The organism is Candidatus Sysuiplasma jiujiangense (genome assembly GCA_019721075.1).
GTDB classification, from domain to species: domain Archaea; phylum Thermoplasmatota; class Thermoplasmata; order Sysuiplasmatales; family Sysuiplasmataceae; genus Sysuiplasma; species Sysuiplasma jiujiangense.
Genome location: JAHEAD010000015.1, coordinates 3,509 through 17,974, shown reverse-complemented (window position 1 = coordinate 17,974; position 14,466 = coordinate 3,509). Strand labels below are relative to the sequence as shown.

Here is a 14,466-nt window from a genome sequence, read left to right as displayed (position 1 = left end):
TGAATGGTGATCGGTTGATGGTGTCTTCTGGTATCTGACAGCTTAGTGCAGCAATGCACCGGGTCTCCGGCTTTCTTCTCAATGAACTTTTTAGCCTTTAGCCCTTTCAGCTTAACCGTTATTGTTGCAGTCAGGTGGTTACCTCAGGGGATGGAATACTCTTTGACCGGGACTACTGACCGCCTGAGAGACTGAAATGCGCCCTGTTCCCTTTATGAATATCATCATATGCCAGCTTCCTTCAACGCTGTTTGTGTGCATTTGAAGCTCATGGCAGCTTGTTGTCATTTCTCTTACAAGGCCCCTGAATCCTTCCGGTTTGCCGTTCTTGTCCTTCATGAGCTGTATCGAAACCTCCACCCATCTGGCCTTGCCATTCTTCCCCAGTATTTCGCAACTGACCCCCGTTTCAGGCTTACCTGTGAGAAACACACCATGAAAGACCTGATACAGTCTCTCTGCCGTTTCCATGCTGACGTAGTTTCTGTAATTCATTCCGGCAAGCTCTTCCCGCGAATAACCGGTTATCCCGCAAAGTGCATCGTCGAACAATGTGAGGTTGCCTTTCAGATCGACCTCACACTGTTCGACGACACTACAGTAAACATAAACAAAAATTAAAGCTTCGAACTCTTTACATTTTTATTTTCAGGTTTTAACAGTCCGACGTCTGTTAAGGAATTGTTAATGAATAACATTAACAATTCCTTAGTGCTCTTTCGAGACTTTCGACAACCACTTTGCTTTCAGGGAGCGGATTGACAAGATAGAAGAGTTCAGATCTCCATTTCATTCTATCCAGAGCTCCATTGATCTTGCTGAGTAATTTCTCTTTGTCGAAAATCTCCTTTCTTCTGCTCATCTTTTCCGATACCATGGACTCGTTATATCCGCGGCCACTCACAAAAAGAAGAAAATACAGATCGTATATGTCACGCAGTTTGTCTCTCTCGAATATTGATGCGATTTTCTCTGCGACTATCTCTTCAATGTTCATGACCGGAACTGTGAATGTGGCTATGTCCGGGTAAATAGGGAGCAGATACTTGGTGTCTGGATTCGACATGACGTCCTGCCTGGTGCTTATGTCCAACTTGATGTTCTGAAGCCGACCCAGCTTCCTGTTCAGCGGTCCCCGAACTCTGGCCTCAAAGTTGACGCCTATTACTCGCCCTTCAAACTTGTTGCCTCTGTGTTCCCTCTCAATGACCTCATATTGAAGGCTCAGACTGTCAAGTGCAGAGTTTAACTTGTGGTACAGCAATCTTCTGCCATCAGCTCCGTATTGTCCCGTGTAAGAGAAGTCAAGATCCTCTGAGAATCTGTTTAAATTGTAAAAGTACTTCAAAGATGTCCCGCCTTTGAATATCAGATCATTGCTGAATATAGAGTAAATCTCACGCAGAAGAAGGGTCAGAAGATAATCCTTCTCCAGTTGCCTTTGGTCACTGAATCTGCCGGACAACCCCAGAAGTGTCCCTTCGTCTATCATCGACGTCGACTCCCTTCTTCCGCCAGGCTCCTGTTCCTCGGACCGAGGAGCAATTCCACTTTTCTCACCAGGCTGCTGGAATTCATTCTCCTCGAGAATTCCAATAGTTTATCGACGTCTATAATGTCCCTTTTGACCGCCTCCGAGAATGTCTCCTGTACATAGGACATCGGTGGAGCATTGAAGTACAGCGCATCGATGATTGCCTTTTCAATCGTTGCAATATATGTGTTCTCTGTCTTCTTATAACCAAAAAACCTCTTCTTCTGGATACTCCTGAATTCGATCATGTGTCCGTATAGAGCTACTGGTCTGTGGCGTTTGAGAGAGACAACGCTGACAGTTGTTATGACCTGGTCAGTAACGTCGTAATACTCAAATGCTGCAAAAAGGCTGATGTATGAAGGAAACACAATCTGAGAGGCAATCTCGTAGAAATCAATGTTTTTTCCCGTCGTGATGAAGTATTTTCCTCTTTCGATTCTCGTTACTTTCCTGCTCATGGCTAGCAACTTGGAAACGTACTTCTTTGGTTTGTTCATTATTCTTGCAGCATCATTCAGGGTGAACACAGATTTGTTGTGTTCTGCCAGCTCATCCAGTACATCGCGCACCTTGTTGTGGGTCACATACGTATTACCGTTATTCATCGATATAAAGTATTTGTAACAATATATCCACAAAAATGGAGATTCTGTTACACAATTATAAACACGCACGCAGTAACCCGGTCTGGCCACAGCGGAGGACCCGTTCGAGTTCTCCTCATGCAAACAGGGTATTCCGGCATGAAGGACTGTACCAGATCTCTCAGGCTGTTGCGATCAAATCAACAACTTCACCATTCAGGTGATTATGCTCGACAAAGGCGAACAGCACTCATCGGAGTGCAGACTGCTCTGGTCTAACCGACTTGAAGATTTAAGAGGAATGACCCACATAACTGTGCAGGGAACTGCATATGGGGCGCTCAAGGGAAGAGAGAGTGGCAGAGTACGTCGATTCGGGCTTTCTCCGCGCGCGGCTGAGGACTGGAAACCGTCTTTCCTGCCTGATTGAGGGAAGATACGGCAGCTACATTACAAGTGTCGATCTTAATGACCGCCTGGACTTTTCCTGTTCCTGCCCTTCTGAAGAGTACCCATGCAAGCACGTAGACGCCCTCCTGGAGACTTACACTGTTAACAGGAAGTCGTTCCTCGATCTGGATCGTATGATGAAGAAACTTGCGAAACTGGAGAAAAATGAACTTCTGGACAAAATAAGAAGTATGATAATCGTTTCTCCTCCGGCGCTGTCTGCTCTGGGAGTCAGTGGTTTCGAACTTACAAGGTCCCAAGATATGGAGGAGCGGGAAAACGAGTAACGCATCCGGTCAAATCGAAGAGATTACATCTGAAACAGTGCAACAAATAAGGCAATAAATAGAGAATCCCTGCGAGACTGTGCAGAAAGTAAATGCCCTAATTGAATGCCGGCATTATCTCTCTTCTGCATTCTGCCGGGATGTTTTCTGTGCTGCTCCAGCAGCTGGTGATTGCATCACCTGCTTCCTCGTTCCCATCATGTTCAGCACTCTTCGCAAGTTGAAAGTCCGCACAGTGAGTCCTGTTTCTCCTCTCAGCTTCCTGAGGCCCTTGAGCAGTAGATACGCCCGGTCGAATATCTGATGGGAGGGTGATATTCAGGAAGATCGTTCGGGAGCATTCACCACACTGTTTTCTTGCGTGGAAGCCGGCAGCGCGAAATGGACGCTCACCGGGCCGGGGAAGAGAGCGGAAGGACTGAAGTCCGAGGCGCCGGACACATCCTTTGTCATTGTGATGGAGAAGCTGAAGCACATACGCAGGTCAAAGAGGAAGGGCAATGGCAACGGCCGATCAATCAGGCGACGCATAAACAGATGGCCTTTCTCGATGCTGCAGCAAGCGACAGAGTACAAGGCGGCGTGGGCCGGTGTCGCTGTGGAGTACGCCAAAGAAATGCTCCGTGTGCGGGAAAGTGAACCGCAAACTCGAAGCGGAGAAGGTGTGGCAATGCCCCTGTGGTGCCGCACATGACCGTGACCTGAATGCTGCGAGGAACATCTGGTCGCGGTCCAACCCAGTGTGTCTGCCTGTGACTCAGGCAGGAGCGGTAGGCTGATGAGGCGATGAAGCAGTTCAAAGACGCTGAGCGGAAGCCTTCAAGTGAAGAAAATTCGGCAGCCGGCGGGTTTTTTCACAAAGCTTCTGCGCTGATTGGACATGCCCTCAAATGGAGCTGGATGCAGTTGCTATGAAGTCTGTATTTCATTTCTGTCCAACCGCTTACTGTTTGTGTCCCTTTGAATGATCGTGACAGCCTGCAGTCATCTCTCTGACCAGGCCACTGAATCCTTCCGGTTTGCCGTCCTTGTCCTTCATGAGCTGTACTGATGCCTCCATCAATGTGCCCTTGCCTTGCTTCCCTGCTATTTCGCAGTCGACTCCCGCCTCGAGCCTGCCTGTAAGAAACACATTGTCAAAGACTTCGTATAATCTCTCTGCGGTCTTCCTGCTGACGTAGTTTCTGTAATTCATGCCGGCAAGCTCCTCCCGCGAATACCCGGTTATCCCGCAAAGCGTGTCGCTGAATAATGTGAGGTTGCCGTTCAGATCGATCTCGAAGTATGTTTCGCCGATGCCCTCGAGCATCGTCCTGTATCTCTCCTCGCTCTTCCGCAGTTCTTCATCAAGGTCATCTGCTCTGTTACGTCCCTCTTTATAGCAATGAAGTTCGAGATGGTGCCTTTTTCATTCGCCACCGGGGTGATAACAGTATCCTCTATGTACAGTTCGCCATTCTTGCGTCTGTTCGTGAGTCTTGCATGGAACACCTTTCCGGAAAGTATAGTATTCCAGAGGTTTTTGTAGAAAGCGGCGTCGTGCTTCCCTGATTTCAACACCCGTGGCGTCCTGCCCTTCACCTCATCGAGGGTATAACCGGTGGTTAGCGTGAATGCGTGGTTTGCCCATTCGATTATGCCTTCCTTGTCGGTGAGAACTACAGTGTCGCTCGCGCTCTCGAGGGCTGCCTCCAGAAGCTTCTGTTTTTCCCTTTGCCGCGATGACTGTATTGCAATGCTTATGGCTTCCGCTGCGTTTTCCAGTTGTCCTATCGCTTCAGCTGAAATTTTCCGTAGGTCGCTGCCTACCACGGTCATTGCGCCCATTGTCTGGTCCCCTGATACAATCGGTATGGAAATGACCGAATCGTAACCGTCCTTCCCCACAATATCCTTCCACTCAATGCAATCAGGATCGTCAATACGGCCCACCCGGATCCTGCCGGTTCGCACCGCACTGCCTGTCAGTGTTCTTCCGCCGGGGCTGTCATCCCATCGTACCGCCTTTTCCATCCCGAACTCCGGCATATTTTCCGCCCTCGACAGAAGTCTGAGAGAACCGTCATTCTCCTTGAGAAATACGCCGACTCCCCTGAACTGGAATATCTCCGCTACGGTGCCGCACAGATATGAAAGAATGCCGTCAAGCGGTCTTTCCCTGAGCACCGCAATGGACGTATCGCGTATGGCCCTCACAAGCGCCTGGGAACGTGTCTTGTCTGTCACATCCCTGATCGTGCAGGCGACGAACGCAACACCACCGGATGCATCCCTTATCGGCGTCATACTGACGCTCAGGTACAAACGGCCGCCGTCACTCCTCTCCAGCACTTCGTCATGGCTCATCGGAGTCCCCTTCTCAACAGTCTTTCTGAATATCTCATCGAATCTTGCTGTTGCACCTTCACCGCGCAGCGTGAGTCTCCTGCCCGCAAGTTCGCTTTCGGTCGCTCCGAAGAGCTGTTCCGCGGCAGCGTTGATGTTGAGCACATTTCCGCCGCCGTCAAAGAGGACGATGGCATCAGCTGTGTGCGCGAAGAAGGATGTGAGTTTCCTTTCCATCGCTACGAGCTCTTCCTCCGCTTCACGGCTTTCAACCACACCTTTGATGAAATGGGTGAGTTCAGCGAACTGGGAAGAAATGTCTCCTCCCTTCTGTAAGTAGAAGTCTGCACCGCTGTTTATTGCTTCGATTGCCACTTCCTCCCTCCCCCTCCCGGTAAACAGAATGAACGGAATCTTCCTGTCTTTCGAACGGAGATGCTTCAAAAATCCTATCCCGTCCATTCCGGGCATCTGGTAGTCAGACACAACAGCATCGTAGTGGCCGGAGGACAGCCTTTCCAGCGCCTTATTTGCCGAGTCCACGGCATCGACGAGGAATTCGCCGTCCTTCTCCATGTAGAGCTTGAACGGATCGTGTAGAAAACACTCGTCGTCAACGTAGAGTATTTTTATTCCACCGTTCCCGGAACGCATACAAGATCACAATCACAATTTCGCATTTTCCATCGGGTAATGAAATAAAAAGCTTCAGTATGCAAGTTCATTGGTTTGATAACGACCGACGGGCTATTCCGGAAGTGAAGTTTTCACAGATCTGTGCCACTGCTCTCCCGCAGGAAACTGCTGACAGGTGCGGAGTGATGCTGCATCCCAGGCAAGCAGTGAAAGGAAAGGCAGCGCCAGGACGGGCATCGTGACAGACACTTATACTGCACGACTGAAGAGCGCTTCATTCTTTTTGATCGGCTGTCAGCAGCTCACAAACATGCAGTGTTTGGCTCCGGGTAGCGGAATCTTTCCGGAATGCATGCATTTTTCAAGTTTTGATAAGCATCCGTTCAGTTTTGGCAGTTGTAATCCGCAGGCGGAAAATAATCATAGAATGCATTCGTACGAAGCTACATATATGATGGAAGGGTGAAGGGCAACAGCAGGTGACGGAGGATGAACGATGAACCCCCCAATAGTGCCATCTTCAGTTCTTATGGAACCAGTTTCGCTCCGCCTGTCTTGTGCCATTAACAGTTTTGCACCCGTGCATGCGGGCAGTAAGCCTTCTTTTTTTCACCCGTTCTCCCCTGACAAATCTGAGGCAATTTTAATTTAACAACAGCAGTCAAAATGGAGGTTCCCTGATTGTCATCCTGGAAAAAGCATGTTTCCGAGCATACGGAAACCGAGATGATGAAGCAGTTAAATTCGCTCCCTGTCGATATCAGGTACAGGGCGGAAGACAGGCTGCATGTGGCTTTTCACCGTGAAAGGCACACGCGTCTTTCAAGACTGGAACTCTTTTTCATTTTAATCGGCCCGGGCATACTGGTGATGATCGCAGACAACGATGCAGGCGGCGTGATCACGTATGCGCAGACCGGCGCTATCTTCGGCATAGGTTTTTTCATACCGTTCATGATACTCATGCTTCCGGTAGCATATTTTGTGCAGGAAATGACTGTGAGGCTCGGGGCGGTAACCCACAGGGGACACGCCGAACTCATATGGAAACATTATGGCAAATTCTGGGGTTCCTTCTCTCTGGGGGATCTGGTTATTGCCAACTTCCTGACGCTTATCACAGAATTTATAGGCATAACTGTCGGACTGTCTATATTCGGTGTGCCACGTATATTCTCGGCCGCAGTCTTCGTCTGCATCGTGATTGCAATACAGCTCTTCCTGCGTTACTATACCTGGGAACGGGTTTCGCTTTTTATAGCCGTTTTCAACCTTGTTTTCATTCCGCTGCTGCTGTTTCTGCCTCATCCCGCGTGGAGTCAGGTCGCCGCCAGCTTCGCGACATGGAGAATAAACGGCGGCGTGAGTTCCCTTTTCATCTACGTCCTTCTTGCCAACCTGGGCACAACCATTGCCCCCTGGATGCTGTTCTTTCAGCAGTCCTCTGTCGTGGACAAGGGACTGACGGAAAAGGACATAAAATTCGGACAGCGGGATACGCTTATAGGCTCGGCAGTTATGGTCGCAGTCGCCATTGCCATCATTATACTCACCGGAATGACAGTTTACGGCTCGGCTGTCAGGGGCACGCCAGGCATAGACAGCATACTGCTGAGCTTTGAAGCAAGGGTGGGAGTGTTCCCGATGGAGCTATTCGCAGCCGGACTCATAGAAGCGGGTTTTATTGCTGCAATTGCGATTTCAGCCAGTACATCATGGGCAATGAGTGAAGCATTCGGCTGGAAGAAGAGTATAAACCTTCCGGCACGCGACGGCGTCATGTTCTACCTGCCAAGTTTTGCCTCTCTTGCGATCGCGGCATCTGTAACACTTATTCCCGGTGCTCCGCTCGGTTATCTCAACCTGACAGTACAGGTCATAGCCACAATCTTCATGCCGGCAGCCATGCTGTTTCTTCTGCTGCTCCTCAATGACAAGGGGATAATGGGAGACCGCACCAACAAACGATGGCAGAATGCAATCGGTTTTTCAATAATAGGTTTCCTGATACTGATGAATGCGCTTTACGGTCTGTCGATCGCGCTTCCTGCCCTGTTCAGCCACATCGTGGGGTGGCTGTGAATGGAGGTGATGTGAATGACGCCTGAGGACACTGAATCGAGGATAGATGATGAAGATTATTTCCGGAGATTTATGGTGGAGGAGGGACTTGAAGACTATGCAAAAATTCCTGTGGAAAGGATAGTTTTCAGCAGACGGACAAGATTGGCGTTCTGGTTTCTGAGGCTCTACATCATCCTTATGGTTATACTGGTGATAATCGGCTTTTCACATATTGTCTAATGATAATCATACAGGTAATGAAACCTGATGAAACCGTTCGCACCGATCAGGACGATCCGGCGAAACGGCAGAATGCGGCACGGATATGACATTGCTCTTGAACATGAAGAGGTTTTACAGCGTTCAAAGATGGCTTGCTGAGACCTGTGCCCTGGATTGGGAAACGGGCTCTAATGACTCTCGCATTATCCAGGCGCCGGATGCACAATACGGATCCTTTTGAGCTACGCCAGAATTGCAATGCGCATTATGGGATTGGGGAATTTTGCCTGCGGAACTGAAAATGTTCAGACAGTTCCGGAAATGTGTCATGGTCAACAATTTACAGAATCACTGTTTTCGTCTGTTTGTGTTGCTGTAAGAATTGAAACTTGTCTCTATCTCCCGTGCAACGTCTTCTCCCGAAAGGTGCGTGTATCGTTCGGTGGTGCTGATTGTTGCATGCCCGAGATGTATCTGGACAGCCCTCAGACTCACACGGTTCTTTATCAGCCGGGTAGCGCACCAGTGTCTCAGTGCATGCGGATGCATTTTTCCAATACCGCAATCGCAGCTGACTTTTCTTATCACGTTTCTTATGCAGTGGTAGGAAAGACTGCCGTTGCCCGAAGTGAATAACGGGCTTTCCATCTTCAAATCGGCAGCTTTCAGATATTCTTCGATGTCGTCCCTGACGAAATCGGGCATTGCGACGATCCTGTCCGCCTCCAGCTTCTCGCTCTCGACATGCAGTCTGCCGTTCTGATAGTCCCTCACCTTCAGTCGAGTCATCTCGCCAACCCTCAGTCCGCAGAATGCAAGTATCTCTATCATCACCCGGTTTCTCAATCCTTTCAGGCCTCCGTCATTGAGCTTTTCTGAATTTATCATTTTCCAGACTTCTTCGTCGGTCGGTATCCAGGGTTCACAGCTCCGCTTCATCCTGAGCATCGGAACCCGAACATCTGATTTTCTGAATGAGAGCCATGCCCTGATATCCTTCATTTCATTGTTTATTGTGCCTTCGCACTTTCCCTTCTTTCTTTCGGTTTCGACATAAGACCATAATTTTTCGGCAGAAATGTTGTGTATGTCGAATCTTTTCGAAAGCGACTTCACGGTCACATTCATTCTGACGGCAGTGGACGGAGAGTATTTTCCGCTGCCTATCGCCCACGTCCTGAAATTGGACAGTTCTTCCCGACTTGGTTTCATATCCGATCCCGCGCAATGTATTCGACGAAGGAGTCACAGGCCGCCAATCTGACGACGGTGGATGCTGTAACCCCGCCTGATTGTATTTCGCTACGACCGGCCTATTTAAATCTCTAGTTGGGGGGTGGCCGAATGCTGCATGGACTGCAGATATGTGCCAGCCGTAGCCTTCCGTTCCCCTTAGAATTCACATTCCGGGAAAGCATTGAGGACGGCAGAAAGGGTTCGCTGCACCAGGTTCGGCACCAGTAAACAGTCAGCGAGATGACTGTCAATCCGGACGGCGCTCGTAATAATCTGTCAGTTCCTTTACCAGTTCCAACCCGTGGAATCGAAAAATATCCTCAACGAGCTCGGTCAGCACCCTGAAACGCGACTTGACAACGCTGCTGACTTCGATCCTGCTGCGGGCAAAGTTGATCGTTCCGAGCCTTGTTCCGACCTTCACCTTCGATCCGTCGAGTCTAAAGCAGTAGGCGGTGGCAGAAAGCACTTCCTCCTCGGGCATTTCGTTCTGCTCAAACCGGACTGAATGGAGCACGCCGAAATATTCTATTACCCTTCTGTCTTGATATGAGAGCAGCCAGTTCCAGGCATCCGAACTTTCTTCGATCATGTAGACTCTCATGAAAGGGACAATGATGATGTCCTCCAACGAAGATCCGCGTAGGAGCTCGCTATGCTGCTTGCCGTTACGGCTGTCTTTTCTTCCATGTCCTCCGGCTGCATTCCTTCCGGCCTCCTCCAGTTTCGTTCTCGTGCCAGGTTTCTCAATCTCTGTCATGATGCTGTTGATGACGCCGGCCAGGCCCTCATTCTCGTTCCAGTCCAGAATGATTCGCTGGATCACGACATTGCTGAAATAGAGATTGTCTTCCCTGAGAATCTCGATGTCCCGTTCGCTCAGTTTTTCACCCGGTTCGGGCCGAATCAAACGCAGCCATTCTGGCATCTCCAGAGAGGCCCGCTGGGCGGGAGTCCTGCCCTCCTCGTCCGCAGGTGAGAAATAGTCGAGGTAAATTCTGACTGCCTCAGCAAGCTTGTTCATCTCGCCAGGGGGAACAGATTTCAATCCGTTGATAATCTGGGTGTCTGCGATCAGCGTGTGATTGCCGTCCTTGCCGTCACCATCTGCGATACCGGCCGGAAGACCCCTGCGGTTATTCATAAATCGTAGCGCCTTCTCTTTGCAATGTGCCTGAATCAACGGCTGCCCCGAATTGCATATCTGTCTGTTCCATCAATTTTCATCTCATTTACGGCGGGGGACCATTTCCCTGAACTTCTGTTCGACAGAAAGTTCGCTTATGTCTTCGACCTTTTTACCCCTTTTAATCTCTTCGGCAATTCGGGTCACAAGATTATTCATGTATTCCTTAAATTCACTGTCAAACGGGCAGTTCCCCAGACCGTTAACTGCATAGATGGCTTCGGAATGGGTGCATCTGCTGCATCTGTCATCGAAGTAACGGCTGCACTGCTGCAATTCGAAACCCGGACTCAGCTGTTCCAGCACATCAGTTAGGTTCTCAGCCTTCCATTCGAATGCATCTGTGTCAGCGGGAAGGTCAGATGAGTCCGATTCTATACCTGTCATTACATTTCCGCAATCCTCGCCATTCATGATTCTCTCCACATAAGGGCTGGTGTGGATGCTCTTAATGCCCTCCTGCAGCATGCCCGATTTCTCAATACCGGATTGCAGAACTTCCCGAACTGCCTTTCCGCCGAAAATCATGAATCTCAGGAGGGAGCCGTAGGAGGGCGGTTCACCGAACAGGCTTTCAATCTTCTCTTCCCCCTTCAAGACGTGCTTGAGGATGCTTCTCACCTCGCTGCCCGGCGACATCAATGCAACTGCTGTTCTGAGTGCCCTGAGCGACTTTTTTTCTTGCCCGCTACAATAGAAAGTTCTTGCCTGCTCTATGTAATTGCGCGGATCAGTGCGGTTAAGGCTTATCGCCATATTGAGGTGTGTGAGTGCATCATTGTATTTTCCCGGAATCCGCAGAATCTCAGCGTATAAGTTATGAAAGCGGGCGGCAAGTTGCGGATTGTATGCGGTTTTCATGATGGCGCTATCAAGCAGGCCCATGGCCTCACCGTATCTTTCATTCACTGCCAGCAGCCGTGTGAATAAGACAGCTGGCCAGTAAAATGTCTGATCTACGGAAAGGACACGCGTGAAGAAATATTCTGATGATTTCATGTGGTAAAGGAGTATGCCTTCGATTCTCTCTTCGTCAATATTGGGGTCTATTGCAAGATTTATAAACTCAGCCAGATCAACATTGGCGGGGTTGTCTGATAATATGCTTCTCAATCTTCCAAGTCTGTAGCTTGTGAAGTCCGTATCTTCTATCATTTTCTCATTCTCTGCCCTGCAATCAGATATGCATCTGTCAATGTTAAAGTCTATGCGTTCCTCAGTTCTGAATGCCGCCTGAAGGCTTCTGCTTCACAGTCCGGACATCAGCCGCCTCAACTGTTTCTCGTTTTTCATCAGCAAGCAACCGGACAGCCCTTGCGAAATGATTATCGGGGAGCAGGTCTGTTGATGCAAAGAATCCGGCTAAAGCTTTCGCCAGGTTTTTTACCTGAACTGCGCTGAATATATGAACGCCAGCATCATTCCCGATGGACTGGAGGACTCTGCGTATTCTGTCGGAAGGGGAAGAGAAACTGAAGAAGATGTATCGCGTCTGCGGTTTTGCATCTGCATGCTCGTTCCGGAGAGAATCCTTGAGCGGAATCATCGCCCTGAACAGTCTGACCCTTTCCTGCAGTTTTGGAAGCACTTTGGTCCGGTTCATTTCCAAAGGCCACCACGTGTCCATCCAATCCAGAACGTCGCAGCCAATGTATCTGTGTGTTGCCGATGAATAACCGACCGTCACGATGTCGGGGTGTTTGCTTTCAAGATGGCGCATATTGTGCTGAACCACATTACACCGTTCCATTGCTACAAGATAAGCTGCAATGAAGTGCTGCTCAAATGAGATAGCATGATCGGGTTGTATGCATTTAAGCGCATTGCCGGCTACACTCCGATCTCTGTCAATCATGGCGATTCGCCTGCATTCCCTGACAGCAACGATAAATGCCCCGCGGAAAGACTTTTCATATTACCGTCGCCAACAAGGAATAGAGAAGGCAATTATTCAAACTGTCGATTGCCAGTATCTGGAATTCGGCCTGAGGATAAAATATGCAGCAAATCTTTGCCTTTCGGCATCCCCCGGAAATTCGTAATTGGTTAATAGGAATTTCGCTTATACATCTGTGTGAAATGCCCGGCGTGTCTTGAAACGGTTGAAGGCGCAAAATTTACCGGTCTGGCAAATCATCTGCTGGTTAATGCCAAACAGGCCGGCAATCAGCATGTCCGGTGGCTGAACAGATATGTCGTTCGCGAGAAAATTACGGAGACGGAACTGGAGGCATTGCTCGTCAACCTTTACGAGATTAACGGAGACCTGAAAGGATGGATCGTGAACCGCCTGATTGAAAGAATATATGCGGATCCGCCCCATCCCTTTATTCAGAAGCTCCAACATCCTGACAAGAAGACAATCTACGGGTATGTGATGGAACATCACCATTTCCTTGTCCAGTGGGTCAGATCCTGCGCTTCAATAATCTCCCGTACAGACCTGGAGGATGTGCAGATGTATGAGATAGACAACATCGTTTCGGAGTTCAGGGGAAATCCTCCGGTCCAACCGTCTCACCATGAACTTCTTCTCAGAATGGGCGAGAGCATCGGTATCGGCAGAAACACGGTGTATGCAAGCAGACCGCTGCCTGCCACAGCAAACTGCCTTAAATGGTGGAATCGTATCGCCAGTGAATGCACCTGGATTGAAACAATGGCCGCAATGCATACACTCGAGCTCACTGCCAATCCCGACATTAAAAAGATGGGTTCAAGCATGACGTATTTCGACCCTGCCATCCTCGAGGACAGGGAATATCCGGAAGCAGTCAAGTCCTTCCTTTACGAAGGTTACAAGGCCGATGCGGGTCACTCGATGGAAGCTCTGGATCTCATAGTGAAGTACTGCAACACAACGGACCTTCAGCATGACATCCAGTCTGTCGTCTACAAAACAGTGGAACTCCTGGACGACTACCTTATGGCAAGACTTGAGAGGGGCGAGCAGTTTGCAGATTAACAACACACGTGGATGTGCTCTGTGCGATGCAACATGGGGAGAATACTGGGATGAGGTGGAAGGCGAAAAAAGGCGTTTCTGCTGCAGCACATGCGCTTTTGCGTTCAGGAACATGATAGCTAAGGTTAAGGAATCAACTCAGTGGCCAAGTATAGACAGGCTCGAAATAAATGGTAACAATACGACCGGCAGGAACTGTCTTGCCGTCTGCAAAGCGAAAATGCTGAGGTTTTACATCAAATTCAACGATGACGGCAGGATATTTGATTTCCATAGTTTGTGATACCGCATGTAAAAACAATCCTGTAACTTTCCCGATATCACTGTCTTTCGAATGTAAAACTTTTTACTTCTCTATCAAGGCGATTTTCGGAAATGCCGCAGGAATAACTAAATATCCATCCTTTATGGATTCACGTCATGATGGACGTCACAAGAGAGGAAGTAAAGAGGATAGTGGACTTCCTCAGGGAAAACCCTGATGTGGCGAGGGAGTTCAGCGTAGTCGTTAGCGCCGGAATAGTGGAACGAATTGACTCCTTCGAAAAGGTGATGGAACGGCATTTTGAAGAGTCTTCAGCAAGGTTTGAAGCACTCGATGCTAAATTCAATGCAATCATCAAGGAGATGCACGAGGGCTTCGAAGAAGCAAGAAAGGAGAGAGAGGCAGGTTTTGCCGCAGCCAACAGAAGATTCGAAGAGCATGATCGCAAGTTCGACGCAATCATCAAGGAGATGCACGAGGGCTTCGAAGAAGCAAGAAAGGAGAGAGAGGCAGGTTTTGCCGCAGCCAACAGAAGATTCGAAGAGCATGATCGCAAGTTCGATGAAATCATTAAGAGAATGGATGAGACAACAGCTTCATTCAACAAGAAATTCGAAGAGCATGATCGCAAGTTCGATGAAATCATTAAGAGAATGGATGAGACAACAGCTTCATTCAACAAGAAATTCGAAGAGCATGATCGCAAGTT

Annotated in this window: 17 protein-coding genes; 8 read left to right on the top strand and 9 right to left on the bottom strand. The window is 49.1% G+C overall.

Annotated elements, in window-relative coordinates:
• Positions 1–138 precede the first annotated feature (138 nt).
• From KIS29_08720 to KIS29_08710, 3 genes are all read right to left on the bottom strand, one after another.
• Positions 139–552 (bottom strand): PAS domain-containing protein, encoded by a 414-nt coding sequence (locus KIS29_08720; protein ID MBX8640402.1) that lies wholly within the window; start codon positions 550–552, stop codon positions 139–141.
• 145 nt (positions 553–697) lie between these two features.
• Complete coding sequence (locus KIS29_08715) at positions 698–1,492, bottom strand: nucleotidyl transferase AbiEii/AbiGii toxin family protein (protein MBX8640401.1); 795 nt, start codon at positions 1,490–1,492, stop codon at positions 698–700.
• A complete protein-coding gene (locus KIS29_08710) occupies positions 1,489–2,142 on the bottom strand; it encodes a hypothetical protein (protein ID MBX8640400.1) in 654 nt (217 codons plus the stop codon). The genes KIS29_08715 and KIS29_08710 overlap by 4 nt, the downstream gene beginning before the upstream one ends.
• 311 nt (positions 2,143–2,453) lie before the next feature.
• On the opposite strand from KIS29_08710, the gene KIS29_08705 reads away from it, so the two are divergent.
• The 3 genes from KIS29_08705 (at position 2,454) to KIS29_08695 (ending at position 3,637) form a co-directional block, all read left to right on the top strand.
• Positions 2,454–2,858, top strand: a complete 405-nt coding sequence (locus KIS29_08705) for an SWIM zinc finger domain-containing protein (GenBank protein MBX8640399.1) — start codon at positions 2,454–2,456, stop codon at positions 2,856–2,858.
• A gap of 361 nt (positions 2,859–3,219) precedes the next feature.
• Positions 3,220–3,552, top strand: coding sequence for an IS200/IS605 family accessory protein TnpB-related protein (locus KIS29_08700; protein MBX8640398.1), 333 nt, complete (start codon positions 3,220–3,222; stop codon positions 3,550–3,552).
• On the top strand, positions 3,482–3,637 hold the full coding sequence (locus KIS29_08695; GenBank protein ID MBX8640397.1) for a transposase: 156 nt from the start codon (positions 3,482–3,484) through the stop codon (positions 3,635–3,637). The genes KIS29_08700 and KIS29_08695 overlap by 71 nt, the downstream gene beginning before the upstream one ends.
• 164 nt (positions 3,638–3,801) lie before the next feature.
• On the opposite strand, the gene KIS29_08690 is transcribed toward KIS29_08695, so the two are convergent.
• Both KIS29_08690 and KIS29_08685 read right to left on the bottom strand, forming a co-directional pair.
• Positions 3,802–4,167 (bottom strand): PAS domain S-box protein, encoded by a 366-nt coding sequence (locus tag KIS29_08690; protein ID MBX8640396.1) that lies wholly within the window; start codon positions 4,165–4,167, stop codon positions 3,802–3,804.
• Positions 4,125–5,837, bottom strand: a complete 1,713-nt coding sequence (locus KIS29_08685) for a PAS domain S-box protein (GenBank protein MBX8640395.1) — start codon at positions 5,835–5,837, stop codon at positions 4,125–4,127. The genes KIS29_08690 and KIS29_08685 overlap by 43 nt, the downstream gene beginning before the upstream one ends.
• A gap of 711 nt (positions 5,838–6,548) precedes the next feature.
• Here KIS29_08685 and KIS29_08680 point away from each other — a divergent pair.
• Together KIS29_08680 and KIS29_08675 are read left to right on the top strand one after the other, a co-directional pair.
• Positions 6,549–7,901 carry a divalent metal cation transporter gene (locus tag KIS29_08680; protein MBX8640394.1) on the top strand — a complete coding sequence of 451 codons (1,353 nt, stop codon included), beginning with the start codon at positions 6,549–6,551 and terminating at the stop codon, positions 7,899–7,901.
• Positions 7,902–7,916: 15 nt separating this feature from the next.
• Positions 7,917–8,123, top strand: a complete 207-nt coding sequence (locus tag KIS29_08675; protein ID MBX8640393.1) for a hypothetical protein — start codon at positions 7,917–7,919, stop codon at positions 8,121–8,123.
• A 330-nt stretch (positions 8,124–8,453) separates the two neighbouring features.
• On the opposite strand, the gene KIS29_08670 is transcribed toward KIS29_08675, so the two are convergent.
• The 4 genes from KIS29_08670 to KIS29_08655 form a co-directional block, all read right to left on the bottom strand.
• Positions 8,454–9,317 carry a site-specific integrase gene (locus KIS29_08670; protein MBX8640392.1) on the bottom strand — a complete coding sequence of 288 codons (864 nt, stop codon included), beginning with the start codon at positions 9,315–9,317 and terminating at the stop codon, positions 8,454–8,456.
• A gap of 271 nt (positions 9,318–9,588) precedes the next feature.
• The gene (locus KIS29_08665) at positions 9,589–10,485 is read right to left on the bottom strand and encodes a hypothetical protein (GenBank protein MBX8640391.1); all 897 of its coding nucleotides are present in this window, start codon (positions 10,483–10,485) and stop codon (positions 9,589–9,591) included.
• A gap of 84 nt (positions 10,486–10,569) precedes the next feature.
• Entirely contained in the window at positions 10,570–11,682 is a 1,113-nt protein-coding gene (locus KIS29_08660; GenBank protein MBX8640390.1) for a hypothetical protein, read from the bottom strand.
• Positions 11,683–11,743: 61 nt separating this feature from the next.
• Complete coding sequence (locus KIS29_08655; GenBank protein ID MBX8640389.1) at positions 11,744–12,382, bottom strand: hypothetical protein; 639 nt, start codon at positions 12,380–12,382, stop codon at positions 11,744–11,746.
• Between the two features lie 219 nt (positions 12,383–12,601).
• Here KIS29_08655 and KIS29_08650 point away from each other — a divergent pair, with 219 nt between their 5' ends.
• The 3 genes from KIS29_08650 to KIS29_08640 all read left to right on the top strand — a co-directional run.
• A complete protein-coding gene (locus KIS29_08650; GenBank protein ID MBX8640388.1) occupies positions 12,602–13,492 on the top strand; it encodes an iron-containing redox enzyme family protein in 891 nt (296 codons plus the stop codon).
• A complete protein-coding gene (locus tag KIS29_08645; GenBank protein ID MBX8640387.1) occupies positions 13,401–13,775 on the top strand; it encodes a TA0938 family protein in 375 nt (124 codons plus the stop codon). Before KIS29_08650 ends, KIS29_08645 begins: the two co-directional genes overlap by 92 nt.
• Positions 13,776–13,912: 137 nt before the next feature.
• Positions 13,913–14,466: hypothetical protein (locus KIS29_08640; protein MBX8640386.1), on the top strand; the 554-nt coding region annotated here is incomplete at its 3' end.

Bases quoted from the DNA above. Each gene is read 5' to 3' on its own strand.
- KIS29_08715 (MBX8640401.1), bottom strand. From the start codon at position 1,492: ATGATAGACGAAGGGACACTTCTGGGGTTGTCCGGCAGATTCAGTGAC.
- KIS29_08710 (MBX8640400.1), bottom strand. From the start codon at position 2,142: ATGAATAACGGTAATACGTATGTGACCCACAACAAGGTGCGCGATGTA.
- KIS29_08705 (MBX8640399.1), top strand. From the start codon at position 2,454: ATGGGGCGCTCAAGGGAAGAGAGAGTGGCAGAGTACGTCGATTCGGGC.
- KIS29_08690 (MBX8640396.1), bottom strand. From the start codon at position 4,167: ATGCTCGAGGGCATCGGCGAAACATACTTCGAGATCGATCTGAACGGC.
- KIS29_08685 (MBX8640395.1), bottom strand. From the start codon at position 5,837: ATGCGTTCCGGGAACGGTGGAATAAAAATACTCTACGTTGACGACGAG.
- KIS29_08680 (MBX8640394.1), top strand. From the start codon at position 6,549: ATGAAGCAGTTAAATTCGCTCCCTGTCGATATCAGGTACAGGGCGGAA.
- KIS29_08675 (MBX8640393.1), top strand. From the start codon at position 7,917: ATGACGCCTGAGGACACTGAATCGAGGATAGATGATGAAGATTATTTC.
- KIS29_08670 (MBX8640392.1), bottom strand. From the start codon at position 9,317: ATGAAACCAAGTCGGGAAGAACTGTCCAATTTCAGGACGTGGGCGATA.
- KIS29_08665 (MBX8640391.1), bottom strand. From the start codon at position 10,485: ATGAATAACCGCAGGGGTCTTCCGGCCGGTATCGCAGATGGTGACGGC.
- KIS29_08660 (MBX8640390.1), bottom strand. From the start codon at position 11,682: ATGATAGAAGATACGGACTTCACAAGCTACAGACTTGGAAGATTGAGA.
- KIS29_08655 (MBX8640389.1), bottom strand. From the start codon at position 12,382: ATGATTGACAGAGATCGGAGTGTAGCCGGCAATGCGCTTAAATGCATA.
- KIS29_08645 (MBX8640387.1), top strand. From the start codon at position 13,401: ATGACATCCAGTCTGTCGTCTACAAAACAGTGGAACTCCTGGACGACT.